Origin of the sequence: Roseateles sp. So40a, from assembly GCF_048081605.1 — a bacterium.
Lineage (GTDB): Bacteria > Pseudomonadota > Gammaproteobacteria > Burkholderiales > Burkholderiaceae_C > Roseateles.
Genome location: NZ_CP182288.1, coordinates 2304179 through 2321361, shown reverse-complemented (window position 1 = coordinate 2321361; position 17183 = coordinate 2304179). Strand labels below are relative to the sequence as shown.

Genomic DNA, 17183 nt, shown 5'->3' with positions numbered 1-17183 from the left:
AGGGGCTTTTGCGTCATCGGGTCTTGAGGCTCCTTCGCCTGCGAGGTTGTGCGTCAGCGGGCTTTTAGGTCCCCTCGCCCGCGAGTTGTGCGTCAGCGGGCTGGTGGGCTCCCTCGCCCGCGAAGCGGGAGAGGGCGGGGGGTGAGGGCTCGCGGAGCCGCTCAGTCTCTCAGGCCGCGTTGCGCGCCTGGTCGCGCAGCAGCTTGATCTGGTCATGGTTGCGCAGCGCGCCGGCGAGGTGGCGCTGCACGACCTCCATCACGCCGGCGGGCAGGTCCTTCTGCGCGGCCTTGCGATATCGCGCCACGGCGACGTCCTCGCCGCGCTCGCATTCCTCGAGCATCGCCTTGTCGCTGTAGCCCGTCAGCGTCGCCTTCACCGCGACCCAGCCGCGATGCAGCGTGCCGCCGGTGCTGCCTTCATCCTCCGGCTTGCCGCCGTGCTGCCGCACCAGTTGCTGCAGTTCCGACGCCGCCTGCCGGCAGTCCGCCGCGCGCTGCGCGAAGACCTCGCGCAGGCTCGTGCTCTTGACGTGCTCCGCGCAGCTCAGGAAGCCGTACTCGCCGTCCTTGCTGGTTTCGATCAGCGTGTTCAGTTCGTCGATGACATCAGCGTTGTCCATGGTCGTTCCTTTCAGATCGGGGAAGTGATCACCTCCCCGATACAGCAAGTCACATACCCGTGGACAGCCCCATCGCGCGACGCAACGAGTCCAGGATCTGCGAGGGCGACGCCGGCTTGCGCAGCACGATGAACGAGGACTCCGCGGTCAAGGCCTCGCTGAAGCCGCTGATCAGCACGACGGGCAGACCGGGCCGACGCTTGCGCAGCTCGCGCGCGAGCGCCTGACCGTCCATCGAGCCCGGCATCACCACGTCCGACAGCACGATGTCCACGGCCGCGCCGCTGCCGAACAGCTGCAGCGCCTCGTCCGCGTCCTTGGCCGACAGCACCTGGCACGAGAAACTGCGCAACAGACTCGCGGTGACGCGATTCAGCTCCTCGTTGTCCTCGACGAGCAGCACGCGGGCGCCGGCCAGCTGGTTGTCGCGCAGGGCCTCGCGCGGCTCGTCGCCGCCCGCGCGCCGCACCGGGGCGCTCGCCTGCGAGGGCAGCAGCAGCGTCACCGTCGTGCCGGCGCCGAGCTGGCTGGCGATGCGCGCCGTGCCGCCGGCCTGCACGCAGAAGCCCAGCACCTGGCTCAGGCCCAGGCCCGTGCCCTTGCCCACGGACTTGGTCGTGAAGAAGGGCTCGAACACCCGCACCAGCAGATCGTCGGGAATGCCGGGGCCGCGGTCGGTCACGCTGATGGCGACGTACTCGCCCGGGGCCAGGTCGCGCACGTCGCCCGGCGCGGCGCGGCCGGCCTCGATCGTGATCTCGCCCATGCCGTCGGTGGCATCGCGCGCGTTCAGCGCGATGTTGATCAGCGCGAGCTCCAGCTCCGACGGATCCACCCGCACGCTGGGCAGGTCCGGCGCCATCGTCATCGCGAGCTGCATGCGCTTGCCCAGCACGGTGGCCAGCAGCTCCTTCATCTCGCTCAGCGTCGAGCCCAGGTCGACCACCTGCGGATGCACCGGCTGGCGGCCGGACACCCGCAGCAGATGCTGGGTGAGGCGGCTGCCCACGTCGACCGAGCGCATGATCGCGCCCAGCGGCATCGCCAGCGATTCAGCATGCGGGCTGCGCTGGATCAGGTGAGCGCTGTTGCTGATCACGCCCAGCAGGTTGTTGAAGTCATGCGCGACGCCGCCCGTGAGCCGGCCCAGCGCCGCGGTGCGCTGCGAGCGCGAGCTGAGCTGCTCGGCCTCGCGCGTGCGGTCGATCGCTTCGTTGACGCGCTCCTCGAGCTCGGCGCGGCCCTGGCGGATCGCGGCGCTCGCGTCCTCGAGCGCCAGCGCGACCTCGTCGCACTCGACCATGCCGGTCTTGGGCGCGTGCACGGGCTCGCCGGCGCGCAACTCGTTGGCGATGGTGTTGAGCGCGTGGATGGGGCCGGAGATCCGGCGGCTGATCCACAACGCGCCGAACATGCCCACCAGCACCAGCAGCAACGCGCCCACGGCGATCGGCTGCAGCGCGTTGCGCCCGCCGAGTCCGCCCAGGCCGATGTCGCGCGGGACCGCCGTGATCACCATCCAGCCTTGCGGCGACTTCGTGAAGTAGCCGACGACCGGGACGCCGTCCAGGTTTACCGATTCGAAGCGGGACTCCTCGCGCGTGGCCATCAAGCGCTTGAGATCATCCGTGCTCGGCCGGCCGGCATAACTGATGCCGCCCGGATGGCGTGCGACGACGGTGCCGCGACCATCGACGATCGACGCGGTCCAGTCGGGCGGCAGCCGCTGCGCGTCGATGATCTGCTGCATCTCCTGCGGCAGCACCGAGATGCTCATGTTCAGCCACACATGGCCGCCGCGCTCAATGGGCTGCACGATCTGCGCGCGCAGCTGACCGGTCACGGGATCGGGCGAGAGGTTGCCGATCGTGGCCTGCTCGATCAGCGGCACCGCTTCGCGGGCGAGCCCGGGAGCGATCACGGGAGCAGGGCCCGCCGTCAGCACGGGTGCGGAAGCGCCGGCCTGCGGGGAGGAGGGTGTTGAAGGCGTTGAAGGCGACGACGGCGCGCCGATCGGCCGCTCGGGCACACGGCCCGCGGCCAGGCGGGTGCTGAACAGCGTGCGGTCCGGCGCGTCGAGCTCCACCCAGCCCGACAGCCCCTGCATCGCGCGGCGGGTCTGCAGCTCCAGCATCGCCAGGTCCTCGGGCGGGATCTGCGGCGCGGCGTCCAGGATCTGCGACAGCGACAGCACCCGCGCGATGCCCGCGCGGCGGGCGAGTTCCTTGTCCACCACCATCGACAACGCACGCGTGCTGTCGCGCATGTGGCGCACGGTGGCTTCCTGCTCGTCGCTCCAGGTGCGCCAGCTCACCCACAGCGCCGCGATGATGCCGGGCAGCATCACGGACAGGACGAGCACGAGCAGGCGGGAACGGATCGGCAGGGGCATGGGCGAGGCAGCGGAGGAACGGACGGGCCGCCACGGCCAAAGGCCGGTGGCGCGGACGCGTGAGCGTCGAGGCGGCAGATTATGGGCGGTGCTGTTCAAGGACGTTCCGGAGGCAGGGGAGCGGCCGCTCGCGGCGGAGCGGGCGGGCGCAGCAAGGTGGCGAGCGGCGTGCAGGGGCGGTCGCTGCCGCGCAGGTAGACGGCCACCGGGCGCATCTGGCGGTTGCGCTGGCTGATGCTGCGCAGGCAGATCAGCAGCGGCACGGCCAGCACCGCGCCGGCCACGCCCCACAACCAGCCCCAGAACATCACCGACAGCAGCACCGACAGCGGATTCAGCGACAGGCGCTTGCCGACCACCATCGGCGTGATGAAGTTGGACTCGATCGCGTGCAGGCACAGGTAGCTGAGCACCGGCGCCATCAGCGCGGCCAGGCCGGCGTCGCCCAGCGAGGAGGCCAGCGAGGCCGCCAGCAGCAGCCCGCACATGATCAGCGGGCCGAGGTAGGGGATGAAGTTCATCAGCGTGGCCATGGCGCCCCACAGGCCAGGGTTGGGCAGGTCCACGTACCACATGGTCCCGGCGACGACGAGGCCCACGCCCAGGTTGATCGCGCTGACGGAGGCCACGTAGCGCGAGATGTCGCGCTGCGCTGCACGCAGTCCACCCAGCACGCCGGCGCGCAATCGCGGTCGATGCGGCAGCAGTTCGATGCAGCGCGACAGCACCCAGTGCTCGGAGGCCAGCAGGAAGTAGAGCAGGATCGTCGTGGCCGCGGCCGACACCAGGAACTTCAGTCCGGTGCCCAGGACCTGCGCCGTGAGCGCGACGCCCTCGCTGGCCAGCCGCTCGCGCACCGGATCGACGGGCGGCGGCGCGGCGGTGCGGCCGGTGGCCCGGCGCTCCACCGGCGGCCCGAAACCCGGGATCGCCGCGCGCCAGCGATCGACACGGTTCAACGCCTGCGACACCGCCACCGGCGCGCGCTGCCACCAGTCCGCGACCGGCTCGGCCAGCAGCGCCACGCTCAGCACCGTGCAGCCGACCAGCGTGGTCACCAGCATCGCCGCGCTGATGGCCTCGGGGATGCCGTGATGGCGCATCGTCCTCACCGCGGGCGCGAGCACGAAGGTCAGGATCAGCGCCACCAGCACGGGCAGCACGATGGCGCTGGCTTCCTTGAGCAGGAAGACCAGCGCGATCAACAGCAGGCCTCGCGTCGCCCAGCGGCGCATCGTGGTGGGGGGCAGGGCGGCGGGACGCAAGATGGGTAAGGTTGACGCGGACGGGAACGTTCGAGCCCATCGAAGCAAGCTGCGGGCCAACCCTGCCGGGGACGCGGGTACGCAGAGGTACGAAAGGGGAAGGCGGAGGAACGGTTGGGGGCAGGACGTGCGTCGGGGCGAGCGCACCCGTCGTCATCGGTAAACGATGCCGAAAGCCTTGCGAGGTGTCGCCGGTTGGCGACGCCGGAGTGGTCCTGAGGGGGCTCCGGGGGCGGGAGGGAGGACGGCCGGGGACTCGACGCGCCGTGATCCCCAATCCCCCGGCAGGCCCCGTGCCCAGTGGGTTTGCGGCGTTCTGGCGGGCACGCCGGATGACGCGATCCCCGCAATGTGAAACCGCCGGAACGCGGTGGCATGGTCCTTGCGCTGATGGGACATCAGGCCGGTCCGCCGGCACTGTCTGCAACCAGTTCCCGTCCTCGCGGCGGGGACCCTCCGGAACCGGTTGCGGGCGGTTTCAACCATACCCGGGAAGGAGTCTCACAAGTGGGAGCAATGGAACTCAGGCACGAGCACAGGCAGTCGCAGACCCTGTCGCCCCGCCTCCAGCACGCGGTGCGGCTGCTGCAGATGTCCTCGCTGGATTTCTCCACGATGGTCACCGACATGCTGGGGCGCAATCCCTTCCTCGAAGTCACCGAGAGCTCGGACGACTCGCTGCCGCTGGACGCCGATGTGCCGGTGGCCGCGTCGCCGGTCATGTCCGAGATGCCCGAGCCGCTGCCCGACGATCGCGAGATCTGGCGCGCGGAGAGCTCCGGCTCGATTCGCCGCGCTGACGACGGTGAGCTCAGCGCGCTGGAGATGACCGCCGCGCAGACCTGCCTGCGCGAGCATTTGCGCGGACAGCTCAACGTGCTGCGGCTGTCGCCGCGTGACCTCGTGCTGGCCACCATCGTGGCGGAGTCCGTCGACGACGACGGCTACCTGCGCAGCTCGCTCGAGGAGCTCATGGCGGTGGCGCAGATGCAGCCGCCGGTGGCGCTCGAGGAGATGCAGATCGCGCTCAAGCGCGTGCAGGCGCTGGATCCGCTGGGCGTGGGCGCGCGCAGCGTCGCCGAATGCCTGCTCCTGCAGCTGCCCAAGATCGAGGACACGCGCAGCCGGATGCTGGCCGAGCGCATCATCACGCAGCATCTGAACCTGCTGGCCTCGCGCGATGTGCCGGCGCTGGCGCAGCTGCTCGACGTGAGCGTGGCCGAGGCCGAGACGGTGTGCCTGAAGCTGCGCCGCTTCGACCCGCGTCCGGGCTGGCGCTACGAGACCACGCAGGCCGCGTACATCGTGCCGGACGTGCTCACGACCAAGGTCCGCGGACAGTGGCGCGTGCAGCTCAATCCGGCGGTGATCCCGAAGGTGCGCATGAACCAGGTCTACGCGGAGCTGTTCCAGCGTCACCGCCAGCAGGGGCATGCCGAGATGGCGAATCACCTGCAGGAAGCGCGCTGGACGATGCGCAACATCGAGCAGCGCTTCTCGACGATCCTGGACGTGGCCAACGCGATCGTGCGTCGTCAGCGCCACTTCCTGGAATTCGGCGCGATGGCGATGAAGCCGCTGGGCCTCAAGGAGATCGCCGACGAGGTCGGCATCCATGAGTCCACGGTCTCGCGTGTGACCAACAACAAGTACCTGGCCACGCCCAGCGGCGTGTATGAGCTGAAGTACTTCTTCTCGCGCGCGATCGTGAGCAGCAACGGCAGCGCGTGCTCGGGCACCGCCATCCGCGGCCTGATCAAGGACATCATCGAGGCCGAGCGTCCCGAGAACCCGCTGTCCGATGCCGAGATCACCCGTCAGCTGGCTCGCCAGGGTCTGGTGGTGGCTCGGCGCACGGTGACCAAGTACCGCCAGATGCTGCGCATCGACGCGGTGGAGCGCCGCCGCCAGCACAGCTGACGATCCCGGATTTTCCCGAGGCGCGATGGAGACAAGGACAGCACCCCAAGAGGTGCTGTTTTCATTGGTGCGTGTGGCAGACGCCAGCGCGATGGCGTCGTCGGTGAACCCATGTGGGCATACCCGGACTGATCCAGGATGACACTTCGTGACGGATCGCCGATCCGCGGGTGTCCATGGGAATCACGCGTGTATCTGTATCCGATCCAGAGTTTCTCTTTTCCTCCCTCGCCGGATGTCGAGCCCTTGCTGCAGGTGACGACGCGGGACGGCGCCGCGTTGAGGGCTTTCGCGGAGCGCCAGACCAACGGCCTGCGTGATCTGCGACAACGTTGGAGCGCCAGCGTTGTTGATCAGAATGCGGAAGCGCGGCCGATGGTGGCGGCTCGAGCCGATCGTGCCGAGGGCCGACTCCAGGCCGGGATCCACGCCCTGGAACAGGGATCCGGTTCACTGCCGATCGCGGAAGCCACCCTCACGCAGAACTGCATCGCCCTGGACGTGCTCGCTCAGATCATCACGTATGGGCTGCATGGCAAGCTCGCCGAGCACTCGTGCGACGCGGAACAATTGATTCGCGAGGCGACGGTCCTGGTGCGGACATCGCCGCATCACGCCGCTGCCTTGTCCGAACTCGCAGCGACCTACGATGCTTTCCAGCCTCACGCGCTTCGGGAGGCGCTCGGCACGCTGAAGCGGGGCATTTCGAGACTCCAGGATCCCCGCGCGGCAGCAACGGACGCCATGCCGCCGCGGCACGAACTGTCCAACGGACTCACGCGCCCATTGACCGAAGAGCCCGATCCCTTCGGCGGGACACGTGCATCGGCCGAAGCGCGATGGAATGAGCTCACGGTGAAGATTCAGAAGGTTGGTGTGATGTACGGCGAACTTTACGAGCGCTCGTCGGGCCTCTGCAAGGACGTGAAAGCTGTACAGGACGCTTACGCGAAACTCAAGTTCACCCTCCAGACAACGGGTCGTGTCGATCGTCGATTCATCGAACAAGTCCATGGGGGCTGCGATCATGTCGCGACGCGCCTCTCGTCGCTGCTGGCCCGCCAGCACCAAGGGCCCGCGTCGATCCATCAAGGCTGACGCTTGGAGGCGGGGGCCGCCGTGGCGTCCTTGACCAGGCGATCGCGGCGTTGAGCGTCGAGACCGGGTGTCGCGCGCAGGTCGGTATCGACCTGGCCTTGTTTCAGATCCTCATGCGCCTGGCCCATGACCGCGCGCTGGTCCTCGCCGGCCGCGCCGGTGCCCATTCCGCCCGTGGCATCGGCGCCGACGCTCTGATCGCGTTCATGCGGCAATTGCACATCGTCGTTGTGCACGGGTGTGGCATCGGGCTTGACCGAGCCGGGTGCCACGGGCGCCTTGTCCAGCAGACGGCGGGAGGGCTTGGTGGCATCTGCGTCGACATCTGGCTTCCGATCAGTGGGTTGGCTCATGAACGTCCCCTTCGAATGATGTTGATCCGGACAGGCAATCCGGCCGCCCACATCCGCCTGGAACTCGAAGGCATCGGATATCGGACTGACCGGCCCTTGCCGTCCAGCGGCGACGGATCAGCCCTCGAACCGGAGTCTTGCCATGAACCCATCCCTAACCCCCAACTCCTCGCATGGGGGTGCGTGGTCATTTGAACGCGCGGTCGAGACGACCCATGTCACGACCCATGCGGCCAGGGCTGAGCAGCCGATCCTCCGATGGGCCCGGGACCTGCTGGTCCACGAGTCGCCCTGGGACGTGATTGATCGCGAACGGGCGCCGTGCAGGCCCGGGGTCCGTCACCCACGCACGAGCCCCCCGGGCATGACACGCGAGACCGCGTTGGTGGAGATCGAAGCGGCCTGCGCCTTGTCCCGTTATCTGTGCCAGGGGACTGCGGATGCCGAGATGGGCGACGCGGTTCGTGTATTCGCGCAACAGCGGTCGGCTCTGGAGGCGTCCCTGCGAGACGACCCCAACGGTCGTTGCCAAGTGGCGTCGTGGCGGGTCGACGAGCTGTGTCGGGCCTGGCAGAAGTTGAGCGCCGCCGGGCGCACGCGGTTCGAGTTGACCGGACCGGTCAAGGAACCGCACCACCCGATTGATCGAAGACTCCAACAGTTCAACGCCATCGTGTGGAGCATGGGCGGGACGCCGGATCCCATCGGTGGAGCTTCTGCGATGAAACGCCTGGCTGACTTGCAAAGAGCCTGCGACGCCTTCCATGGCAGTCATCGCCTCCCGCCCGATCAGGCCGAACGACAGTGTGCGATGGCCTTGGAGAAGTCGCGGGAAGTGATCGATGCATGGGTCGCGGCGCGCAAGACGGCGTCGATTCGATCGACGTCTTCATCAAGCACGGCAGCAACAAACCCTCCGAGCGCGTCGCTGCCCGCGTTGCTGCCGACACCCAGGACTTCGCAGCGGCCCTCCCTGCCGCCGGACCGCCGGACGCATGACCAGATCTACCTGCCGCCGATCCTCCGCGGGACGGGCGCCTCCTCGATGTCCCGCGCGGCGCCCCCCGTCTCGTTGATCGACGGCGTGACGATCTCGCTGGACCAATTGCTGGGGCTGCCCGAGGAGATCCTTGAGCCGGCCGAACCGTCTGCCACGCCGGATGCCCTGTCACGTTGTCTGGGCGGTCAGCTGCCTGCGGGCCGCATGCCGCGCATCGCCTTCGAGCTGCCCTCGCACGGCGGCCAACGGTACGCCGATGCCCGGGACTTCCTCGGCGACTTGCAGGTGGTGCGTCGTTACCTGGGCGACCCGTCGGTGCGGGAACACGCTTGCGGCCGGACACTCGCCATGCTGACCGACAAGGTATGCCAGGCGGTGGAGATCGGGCACGCGCCGCCGGTGACGGCACTGGCCGGGCTGCTGGACACGGCACGTCGCGCGTCGGTCTGCGTCGATGCGCGGCAGGCCTTGACCACCATCGGCGTCCAGATCGAGGAGTACGCCGCGCGAGGCAGTGCCGACTTCCAACGCGGTGCCCGAAGCTTCCAATCCAAGCTCCGCGAACTGGACGCCTGCATGAATGAAGCGGACGGGGCGGCGGCCGTCCTGGCCCGACACGGCCGCTTCACGGTGGAGCAGCAGTGGCGCACCATTGAGAACCGGATCGAACAGCTGGTCCCCGCAGGCGCGGCGATGCTGCGCAACGAGGGCGGAACGGCACTTGCCCGCGAGGGGCAATGGAAAACTGGAAGTCCCGATTCGCCCTCGTCGACACGGATCTGATGCTCTGGGGCCAGCTGTTGCTCGGCGCGCTGGTGATCGTCGCGGGCGCGCTCCTGCTGCACGCGATCCTGCGTCCGATCGCGCTGCGCCTGGCGCGCTTCTCCCGGCTGCTCACCGCAGTCGTCCAGCGCTGCGAGAACCCCACCCGCTGGACACTGCCGCTGATCGGGCTGCTCGTCGCCGCGCAAGGCGTGCCCGACACCGTCCCAGGCATCGCCGGCGTGCAGCACGTGTTGGGCGTGCTGGTCATCGTGGGCCTCGCCGCCATCGCCAGCGGCGCGATCACCGGCGTGGCCCAGGGGGTGGCCCTGCTCAATCCCGCCGATGTCGAGGACAACCTCGCCGCCCGCCGCATCCAGACCCAGACCAAGGTGCTCGCGCGCGTGGCCAAGGGCGCCGTGATGCTCGCCGCACTGGCTTTCATCCTGATGACCTTCCCGCGCGCCAAGCAGCTCGGCGCCAGCCTGCTCGCCTCCGCGGGCATCGCCGGCCTGGTCTTCGGCCTGGCAGCCAAATCAGTCTTCGGCAATCTGCTCGCAGGCCTGCAGATCGCCATGGCCCAACCCATCCGCCTCGACGACGTCCTCATCATCCAGGGCGAATGGGGCAGGGTGGAGGAAATCACCTCCACCTACGTCGTGCTCAAGATCTGGGACGAGCGCCGCCTCGTCATCCCGCTCCAATGGTTCATCGAGAACCCATTCCAGAACTGGACCCGCACCAGCGCCAGCATCCTCGGCACCGTCATGCTGTGGGTCGACTTCACGCTGCCCGTGAACGATCTCCGCGAGAAAGCCACCGCCATGTGCAAGGCCTCCGCCCACTGGGACGGGCGCGTCTGCGGCGTGCAAGTCGTCGAGACCACCGAACGCACCATGCAGATCCGCGTGCTCGTGTCGGCCAAGGACTCCGGCAAGGCCTTCGATCTTCGATGCGAGTTGCGCGAAGGACTCATCGCCTGGCTGCAGAAAACCTATCCCCAGTCCCTGCCTCGGGTCAGGGCGCTCGTGGAAGACCTCCCGGCCCCCGCAGCGCCCGTCATCAAGCCGACCCTGCCGCCGTCTCCGGCGCCCTGACTGCCTCGGGCAGAGCGCCACCTCGGGGCGACCGGGTCCCCTTTCCTCCATGTCCTCTCATGGATGGCCGCCCCGGCCATCCAATTCACCCCTTGACTTCCGGAAAGGGGACCCGGTCGCCCCTCACCCCGTTACATCGAGCTGCGCCAACATCAGGCGCAAAACCTCGTCCACTTCGGCTTGCTCGTTCAAGTAGTAACGCGCATGACTGTGGTCCAGGCGAGGGCCCACGCGCACCGTCACCCAGTCGGGGCCCGCCCGCTCGAATGCCGGCTCGTCGTTCGTGTCGTCACCGATGTAGAACCCCGCATCGGCGCCATAACGCGCCGTGAGACGCGTCATCGCATCACCCTTGTCGGGGGCGCCCTCGACAAGCACGTTGACGACACGCTTGCCCGGCTCGGTGACGATGCCCGCCGGCAGATCAGCAACCAGCACGGCAATCGCATCGCGCGCGGCCACCGGATCCTTCGCCATCCGGTAATGGATCGCAATGGAGGCCCCCTTGTCCTCGATCGTGGCACCCGCCTCGTTGAGCCGCGGCTCCATCCTCAACATCCGCTCCCGGAAGGCCCCCAGCGTCATCACGACGCGCGGGTCAGGGCCGTCAAGCTCATCCTCCGCGCCATGATTGCCGACGATGTGCGTGGGCTTGAAACCCAGCCGGTGTCGCACGTCCAGCACCTGGCGGCCGCTGACCACCGCGACCGGGACGCGCGCCGCGAGCCGCTCCAGCAGCTTGGCCGTGGCCTCAGGCAGCCTCGCTTCATCCGGCTGCATGACGATCGGCGCCAAGGTGCCGTCGAAATCGAATCCCAGCAGCGGCCGCCGCTTCATCAGTCGCGCGAGAGCCCCGCGGCCCTCGGCATCCAGCAGGTATCGCACCGGCATCATCAGGTGATCGCCTCCTCGCCCGCCTCGCGCGAGCGTCGTTGCACGCGGCGCGTGATGCGCTCGCGCAGTCGCCATTGGCCCGCATCCGTCAGCATGCGGCCGGCCCATCGATAGACATTGAACTCCCGCACCGTCATGCGCAGGCTCGCCATGCGCTCACGCTGTTCCTGCACCGGCATCGTCGCCGCCCGGTGCAGCGCATCCGTGGTCTCCTCGACGTGGTACGGGTTGATCACCAAGGCCTCCTGCAGCTCGCGCGCCGCGCCGGCGAAGCGGCTGAGGATCAGCACGCCCTGTTCGTCGTCGCGCGCGGCGATGAACTCCTTGGACACCAGGTTCATGCCGTCATGCAGGCTGGTCACCACGCACATGTGCGCGGCGCGGTAGAGCGTCATCAGCGCGGCATGGTCGTGGTGCTCGGCCAGCAGCACGACCGGCTTGTAGCCGGCTTCGCCGAACCGCAGGTTGATGCGCTCGGTGACGCGATGGATGCGGTCCTGGAATTCGCGGTACTCCTCCAGCGCGTTGCGCGTCGGCGCCGCCACCTGCACGAGCACGAATCGCCCTTGCCACTGCGGATGTTTCTCCAGCAAGCGCTCCACCGCGTGCAGCCGCTCCAGGATGCCCTTGGTGTAGTCGAACCGGTCCACGCCGACCGCCATGATCGTGTCGGGCTTGAGGTTCAGGCGCGAATACACCGCCGCGCGGGCGTCCGCCGGCGACTCCCATCCCGCGCGCTCCTCGTCGGTCGGCCAGGCGATCGAGATCGGATAACTCTGCACCAGCGTGGGCTCGCCCTGGTAGCTGATCGTCGAGTGCTCGTGCTCGATGCGCGCCTCCAGATAACGGTCCACCGTCTCGGTGAAGTTCTTGCAATGGAACCGGGTGTGGAAGCCCAGGATCGTGCTGCCCAACATGCCCTGCAGCAGCTCGCGTCGCCACGGGCAGATGCCGAAGGACTCCGGGTTTGGCCAGGGGATGTGCCAGAAGGTGATGATGGTGGCCTTGGGCAGCTTCTCGCGCACCATCGCGGGCAGCAGTGCGAAGTGGTAGTCCTGGACCAGCACCACCGGGTCGTCGCCGCGCGCCTCGGCCACGACGGCATCGGCGAAGCGCTGGTTCACCGCGCGGTATTGCGCCCAGTCCGATTCACGGAACACCGGCCGCACGTGGGCCACGTGACACAGCGGCCACAGGCCCTCGTTGGCGAAGCCCTGGTAGTAGCCGCGCTCTTCCTCCTCGCTGAGCCAGATGCGGCGCAGCATGTAGTCCTGCGTGTCCGGCGGCACCGCGACGCGGTCATGCGCGTCGACGACGTCCTGGTCCGCGCTGCCGCTGCCATGCGCGATCCAGGTGCCCGAGCACGCGCGCATCACCGGTTCCACCGCCGTCACCAGCCCGCTCGCGGGGCGGCTGACCGTGATGCCGTTCGGACCGCGTTGGTGGATGTAGGGCTCGCGGTTGGACACGACGATCACCTGGTCGCCGCGCAACTGCGTGCGCAGCAGCCCGCGAAGCCGCTCAGGATCCCAGGGCGTGAGCGGCCCATGCTCGCGATACAGGTTGTCCTCGAGCTCGCGGATGTGCTGGCGGATCTCGACCTCCAGCGGCTGCAGCTCGGGCGGGGCGGTCTCCGGCCCGCCGCGGAAGCCCGCGGTGTTGTTCAGCAGCGGGCGCACCAGTCCCTCGCCGCGCAGGATGGCGCGCATGCCCGAGACCCAGCCGCGCCAGCTCAGCTGCGCCACGATCATCGTGATGCCGGCCACGGCCAGGCCCAGCACGGTGATGAAGATGATCATGTAGCGGCGCGTGTCCAGGCTGCGCCGGTCGGGCAGGCTCAGGTCATGCAGCAGCACGAGGCGCTCGGAGTCCGCCTGCTGCGGATTCACCGGAAAGACGCCCACGTGCACCGCGCCGCTGGCCAGCTCCAGCCGCGGATCCTTCTGCGCGGCGGTCAGCTCGGCCTCCTTGCAGGCGAGCGTGTCGGGGAAGCCCTTGGTGCTGAGCTCCTGCTTGCCGTCGGCGGCGCACAGCGCGATGCCCACGAGCCGCTCGTCGAGCACGCCGCGCTCGAGCAGGTTGCGCATGCGCTCGCGCTTGGCGCCGGGCTCGATGTCGGCGATCGCCACGGACAGCGTCTTGGCCACCATCGCGCCGCGCGCGCTCAGGTCGCGCGAGAACCACCGCAGCGTCATGCGGTCCAGCAGGGGCAGGGCGAGCAGCGCGGCGACCGTCAGCGTGATCAGCAGCGGAACGAGGAATCGGAGCTGGAGATGCAGCGACTTCATGCGTGATCCCGATCCACGTCCCCGTCGCCGTCGCCATCGCGATCACCGCGTGGCAGCGCATGCAGCCCGCCCAGCGCCAGCCCCGCGGCGAAGGCGCCGTAGATCAGCAGCAGGCTCGTGACCGAGGGCGGGCGGGTGCCCGCGGCCGTGGCGCGTTTGTCCGCGCCGGGCGTGAGCACGCTGGGCGCGACGACCCGGTCCACGCCGACCGCTACCGCGGTGAGCAGCAGCGCGTCGGTGACGGCGTTGCCGCGCGTGGGGTGGCGTCGCAGCGCGCGCATCCGGTCATACAGCGCGCCCCAGATGAGGCCGGTGGCCGCATGCAGCGCGATGTCCGCGGCGGAGGCCTTCAGGCCCGGCCGGCCCACCCGATATTCCGATCGCCCCACCAGGTGCGCGGGATCCGACCGGCTGCCACGCATCAGCGCCACGCCCGAGAACACACTGGCCAAGATCCCGTCGGCGCATGCCCGGCGCAAGGCCGGCAGCAGCAAAGCATTCAATGGCGACTCCTGTGACACAGAGATACAACGCTCTGCGAACGGCAATCGCCGTGCCGCCCAAGCCCGGTGCAGGGCGGGAGGCGAACGAGCGGTGACAGGCGATGGCCCGTCCGGGCCGTCTCACTGGATCGCGACCGGGGGCGGCATGTACGGCGGTTCGTGCACGGGGACGGGGTCCTCGCCCGGGATCGGCGGATCGATGATGTCCGGCGGAAGCTGGTCGGGCTGCGGTCCGGGGCCATGCGGCGGGGGCGGCACGATCGGCGCCTCGTTGGGATGCGGCGGGTTGGGTGGCACGGTGTGCGCGTGCTGAGGCGGGCGAAGGTGTGTCATGGTGGTCCTTGGGGGCAAAGCCCTCGATGTCCCCAGTGCAAGCGGCGCGCCCGGGTCGAGCGTTCGATGTCGCGTGAGAAGGGATGGGCACGATGCACCTCCCGTTCGCGGCAGGCGGCACCCGGATTGCCGGAAGTCGGCATGTCCACCAGTCTCCGGGAAGGAGTGACGGCATGAGATCCCACGTGCTGCCCAGCAGCGACTTCCGCGCCGATCTGATGGCGCGCGACGAGGTCGTCGCGCTGTTGGTCGACGATCACCAGCGGGCGCAGCACGCGTTCCACCAGTTCGACCGGCTCTGGGAGCAAGGCGACCACGAGTCCTGCGAGGGCCTGGTGCGTCGCACCTGCGCGCTGCTGACCGTGCACGCGACGCTGGAAGAGGAACTCTTCTATCCGGCCGTGCGCCAGTGTCCCGAGATCGGCGCGGTGGAGCGCCGGCTGATCAACGAGGCGGAGATCGAGCACCTCGTCGTGCGCATCCTGATGTCGCAGCTGCGGCGCATGAGCGCGCAGGACACGCAGTTCGCGCCGCTGGTGGGCGTGCTCGGGCGCTACGTGAGCCACCATGCGACGGACGTCGAGCAGGGGATCCTGCCGCGGCTCACGCATGCGTCATCGGTGGATTGGCGCAGGCTGTCCAGCGGATTGCGCCGCCGCCGCGACGAGCTCGACCGCCAATGGCGCGACGAACTCAGCCAGGAGAGCTCGGAATACGAGCGGCAGCAGGACGCGTGAGCGCCTGATCAGCGTGCATCGGCGGCAGCGGCGCCCGCGCCCTTGAGGCCTTTGGCGCGCTCCGCGCGGCGCGCCACCGAAGCCACCAGCCCATGCGAGGAGAAATGCGCCATCAGGCGCTGCTTCTGCTGTGCGGTGAGCGCCGAGGCCTCGATCATCTCGGGCCAATGCGCCCAAGCCGCCTTGACGCAGCGCGTCACGGCCTGCTCGGCGGGCTTCACCGGCAGCTTCAGCTTGTCGCAGAAGACCTGCAGCAACTTCGGGCCGAGCGCCTGCCGCTCGGCCGGGCTCGCGTCACGCAGTTCGCCGCGCGAGGGCGCGAGCGCCTCTGGCACTGTCAGCAGCGCATGGCCGCGGATGCGGTGGTAGACCGCATAGGCGACCACGTCGTAGGCAGGCGACAAGGTCGGCGTGACGCCGTCGAGATAGCGCACGCCGAGGTTCTTCAGATGCATGTCGGCATTGCCGATCATCTCGTTGACGGCGAGGCGGCGCAGCAGCTCGTGCACGGCCGGTTCGCCCAGGCTGGGCTCGGCCATCAGCACAGCGGCGATGTCGAGGTAGCTCACCGGTCGCCCGTCCGGGCCCCCGCCGTACTTGTCCTCTGGCATGCGGCCCAGGATCTGAGCGAAGTCCTCGACGTGGACGCGTCCTCGTGCGGTGCGATCGAAACGCGTGACCGCGAGGAAACGGGTGCGCGAGCTCGCGTCACCGAGGTCATAGCCGTGGGCGATGCCCAACCGGCCCAGGGGCTCGAGCGTCGCTTCGCAGGTGTCAACGCCTGCTGCCCGGGCCAGGCGTAGCGACAGGTCCTCGACCTCGGGCAACAGCGGCTGGCCCACGACGGGGAGTTTGGCGATCAGGTGGGTGTCCTGCTCCTTGGTCCGGCCGACGAAACGATCGCCGTCGCGGATCACGCCGAGCTTGGGTTGAACACCCGACAAGGACACGCCTGCGTCCAAGGGATCCGCGGTGACCGACATCTCCAGCGCGTCCTGACCCTGGGTGACGTAGCGCGCGAGCTCGTCGCGCGAGAGTGTGACGGGCAGCGCGCTGACATCGCCGGGCAGGTCCCGGCCGCAGGCGGCGAGCATCTCGAAGTGGTCATCGGGCGCGCAGCCGCGCAGAGCCGCCACATGGTCGCGGAAGACGCCCTCGGGCAACAGGTTCTGGAAGAAGGACGGCAGCAGCCAGCCGTTGCGCGTCGAGTGCCGGCCGTTGAAGCTCGCTGAGCGGATGTCACGCCACAGGTCGGCCTGCGCCTGCGGTGTCGCGGCGCGCAGGGACATGGACAAGGTCGGCAGGCCCGATCCGGCCGCCGAAGCCGCCATCGACGCGGCGCCCAGCGCCTGCGCGATCACTGCCTCGTCGGCGACGAAGCGGTTCGTGACCGCGGCGCCAGGCAGGGCGTACTGGAAAAGCACGCCCAGGCGTGTGACGCCGAGGTGGATGGCGAGCGCCTTGACGTTCATCGCCGGCCCGACGCGTCATGACCACCACGCGCGAGCGGCGTGACCGGCACATCCTGCGCGTCATGGAGGGCATCGAGTGCCTGCGTGACCACGGAGCGCACCGGCGGGCGCAGTTCCTCGCCAGCCGCCACGGCCACCGCCGCGCCCTTGGGGACGAGGAGCAACTCCAGCCCAAGGCGGTCCGACAGGGCCATCAGCGTGGAGAGCCGAAAATCCTCCTGGCCGCTGAGCACATGGGTCAGCGTGCGAGGCGCCACGCCGGCCGCCTCGGCCAGACGGGCCTGGGTCAGGCCGAGTTGCTTGGCAGCGTCCCGAAGGCGCTCGGCGATGGCGGGCAGGGTCAACATGGCAATAAAGTGCGAAGTTCGGTTCTAACGATACTTCGTTGCCATGCATCCGTCAACGAAAGATGGCATTTTCTTGCTATATATCTGCATGATGGCAATT

The 17183-nt window shown here is 68.9% G+C and carries 15 protein-coding genes; 5 read left to right on the top strand and 10 right to left on the bottom strand.

Translation table 11 applies throughout. The features are described from left to right. Positions 1-169 precede the first annotated feature (169 nt). The 3 genes from ACNI65_RS10685 to ACNI65_RS10675 form a co-directional block, all read right to left on the bottom strand. The gene (locus ACNI65_RS10685) at positions 170-622 is read right to left on the bottom strand and encodes a ferritin-like domain-containing protein (RefSeq protein ID WP_416762945.1); all 453 of its coding nucleotides are present in this window, start codon (positions 620-622) and stop codon (positions 170-172) included. Positions 623-671: 49 nt separating this feature from the next. Then, positions 672-3014 (bottom strand): ATP-binding protein, encoded by a 2343-nt coding sequence (locus tag ACNI65_RS10680; RefSeq protein ID WP_416762944.1) that lies wholly within the window; start codon positions 3012-3014, stop codon positions 672-674. A gap of 95 nt (positions 3015-3109) precedes the next feature. Then, positions 3110-4279: an AI-2E family transporter gene (locus ACNI65_RS10675; protein WP_416762943.1), complete on the bottom strand. Its 1170-nt coding sequence runs from the start codon at positions 4277-4279 to the stop codon at positions 3110-3112. Positions 4280-4795: 516 nt separating this feature from the next. Here ACNI65_RS10675 and rpoN point away from each other — a divergent pair. Next, entirely contained in the window at positions 4796-6199 is a 1404-nt protein-coding gene (rpoN, locus tag ACNI65_RS10670; protein WP_416762941.1) for an RNA polymerase factor sigma-54, read from the top strand. 189 nt (positions 6200-6388) lie between these two features. Continuing rightward, a complete protein-coding gene (locus ACNI65_RS10665; RefSeq protein ID WP_416762940.1) occupies positions 6389-7297 on the top strand; it encodes a hypothetical protein in 909 nt (302 codons plus the stop codon). On the opposite strand, the gene ACNI65_RS10660 is transcribed toward ACNI65_RS10665, so the two are convergent. Beyond that, on the bottom strand, positions 7288-7650 hold the full coding sequence (locus tag ACNI65_RS10660; RefSeq protein ID WP_416762939.1) for a hypothetical protein: 363 nt from the start codon (positions 7648-7650) through the stop codon (positions 7288-7290). The genes ACNI65_RS10665 and ACNI65_RS10660 overlap by 10 nt on opposite strands. 364 nt (positions 7651-8014) lie before the next feature. Between ACNI65_RS10660 and ACNI65_RS10655 the strand changes: the two genes are divergently transcribed. Then, complete coding sequence (locus ACNI65_RS10655; protein WP_416762938.1) at positions 8015-9433, top strand: hypothetical protein; 1419 nt, start codon at positions 8015-8017, stop codon at positions 9431-9433. 17 nt (positions 9434-9450) lie between these two features. Continuing rightward, complete coding sequence (locus ACNI65_RS10650) at positions 9451-10509, top strand: mechanosensitive ion channel family protein (protein WP_416762937.1); 1059 nt, start codon at positions 9451-9453, stop codon at positions 10507-10509. Between the two features lie 123 nt (positions 10510-10632). On the opposite strand, the gene otsB is transcribed toward ACNI65_RS10650, so the two are convergent. The 4 genes from otsB to ACNI65_RS10630 form a co-directional block, all read right to left on the bottom strand. Continuing rightward, positions 10633-11394 carry a trehalose-phosphatase gene (gene otsB, locus ACNI65_RS10645; RefSeq protein ID WP_416762936.1) on the bottom strand — a complete coding sequence of 254 codons (762 nt, stop codon included), beginning with the start codon at positions 11392-11394 and terminating at the stop codon, positions 10633-10635. Positions 11395-11402: 8 nt separating this feature from the next. After that, positions 11403-13691, bottom strand: coding sequence for an alpha,alpha-trehalose-phosphate synthase (UDP-forming) (locus tag ACNI65_RS10640; protein WP_416762934.1), 2289 nt, complete (start codon positions 13689-13691; stop codon positions 11403-11405). Continuing rightward, complete coding sequence (locus ACNI65_RS10635) at positions 13688-14194, bottom strand: hypothetical protein (RefSeq protein ID WP_416762933.1); 507 nt, start codon at positions 14192-14194, stop codon at positions 13688-13690. The genes ACNI65_RS10640 and ACNI65_RS10635 overlap by 4 nt, the downstream gene beginning before the upstream one ends. A gap of 120 nt (positions 14195-14314) precedes the next feature. Further along, the gene (locus ACNI65_RS10630) at positions 14315-14527 is read right to left on the bottom strand and encodes a hypothetical protein (RefSeq protein WP_416762932.1); all 213 of its coding nucleotides are present in this window, start codon (positions 14525-14527) and stop codon (positions 14315-14317) included. Positions 14528-14700: 173 nt separating this feature from the next. Here ACNI65_RS10630 and ACNI65_RS10625 point away from each other — a divergent pair, with 173 nt between their 5' ends. Next, positions 14701-15264, top strand: a complete 564-nt coding sequence (locus tag ACNI65_RS10625) for a hemerythrin domain-containing protein (RefSeq protein ID WP_416762931.1) — start codon at positions 14701-14703, stop codon at positions 15262-15264. 8 nt (positions 15265-15272) lie between these two features. Here the strand turns inward: ACNI65_RS10625 and ACNI65_RS10620 are convergent, their stop codons facing one another. Together ACNI65_RS10620 and ACNI65_RS10615 are read right to left on the bottom strand one after the other, a co-directional pair. Then, the gene (locus tag ACNI65_RS10620) at positions 15273-16736 is read right to left on the bottom strand and encodes a type II toxin-antitoxin system HipA family toxin (RefSeq protein WP_416762929.1); all 1464 of its coding nucleotides are present in this window, start codon (positions 16734-16736) and stop codon (positions 15273-15275) included. Further along, positions 16733-17083, bottom strand: coding sequence for a helix-turn-helix transcriptional regulator (locus ACNI65_RS10615; protein ID WP_416762927.1), 351 nt, complete (start codon positions 17081-17083; stop codon positions 16733-16735). The genes ACNI65_RS10620 and ACNI65_RS10615 overlap by 4 nt, the downstream gene beginning before the upstream one ends. Positions 17084-17183 lie beyond the last annotated feature (100 nt).

What these genes read in the sequence shown, in the direction of transcription:
- ACNI65_RS10615 (WP_416762927.1), bottom strand. Translation starts at nt 17,083, where the DNA reads ATGTTGACCCTGCCCGCCATCGCCGAGCGCCTTCGGGACGCTGCCAAG.
- ACNI65_RS10680 (WP_416762944.1), bottom strand. Translation starts at nt 3,014, where the DNA reads ATGCCCCTGCCGATCCGTTCCCGCCTGCTCGTGCTCGTCCTGTCCGTG.
- ACNI65_RS10685 (WP_416762945.1), bottom strand. Translation starts at nt 622, where the DNA reads ATGGACAACGCTGATGTCATCGACGAACTGAACACGCTGATCGAAACC.
- ACNI65_RS10655 (WP_416762938.1), top strand. Translation starts at nt 8,015, where the DNA reads ATGACACGCGAGACCGCGTTGGTGGAGATCGAAGCGGCCTGCGCCTTG.
- ACNI65_RS10630 (WP_416762932.1), bottom strand. Translation starts at nt 14,527, where the DNA reads ATGACACACCTTCGCCCGCCTCAGCACGCGCACACCGTGCCACCCAAC.
- ACNI65_RS10620 (WP_416762929.1), bottom strand. Translation starts at nt 16,736, where the DNA reads ATGAACGTCAAGGCGCTCGCCATCCACCTCGGCGTCACACGCCTGGGC.
- ACNI65_RS10660 (WP_416762939.1), bottom strand. Translation starts at nt 7,650, where the DNA reads ATGAGCCAACCCACTGATCGGAAGCCAGATGTCGACGCAGATGCCACC.
- ACNI65_RS10640 (WP_416762934.1), bottom strand. Translation starts at nt 13,691, where the DNA reads ATGAAGTCGCTGCATCTCCAGCTCCGATTCCTCGTTCCGCTGCTGATC.
- rpoN (WP_416762941.1), top strand. Translation starts at nt 4,796, where the DNA reads ATGGAACTCAGGCACGAGCACAGGCAGTCGCAGACCCTGTCGCCCCGC.
- ACNI65_RS10625 (WP_416762931.1), top strand. Translation starts at nt 14,701, where the DNA reads ATGAGATCCCACGTGCTGCCCAGCAGCGACTTCCGCGCCGATCTGATG.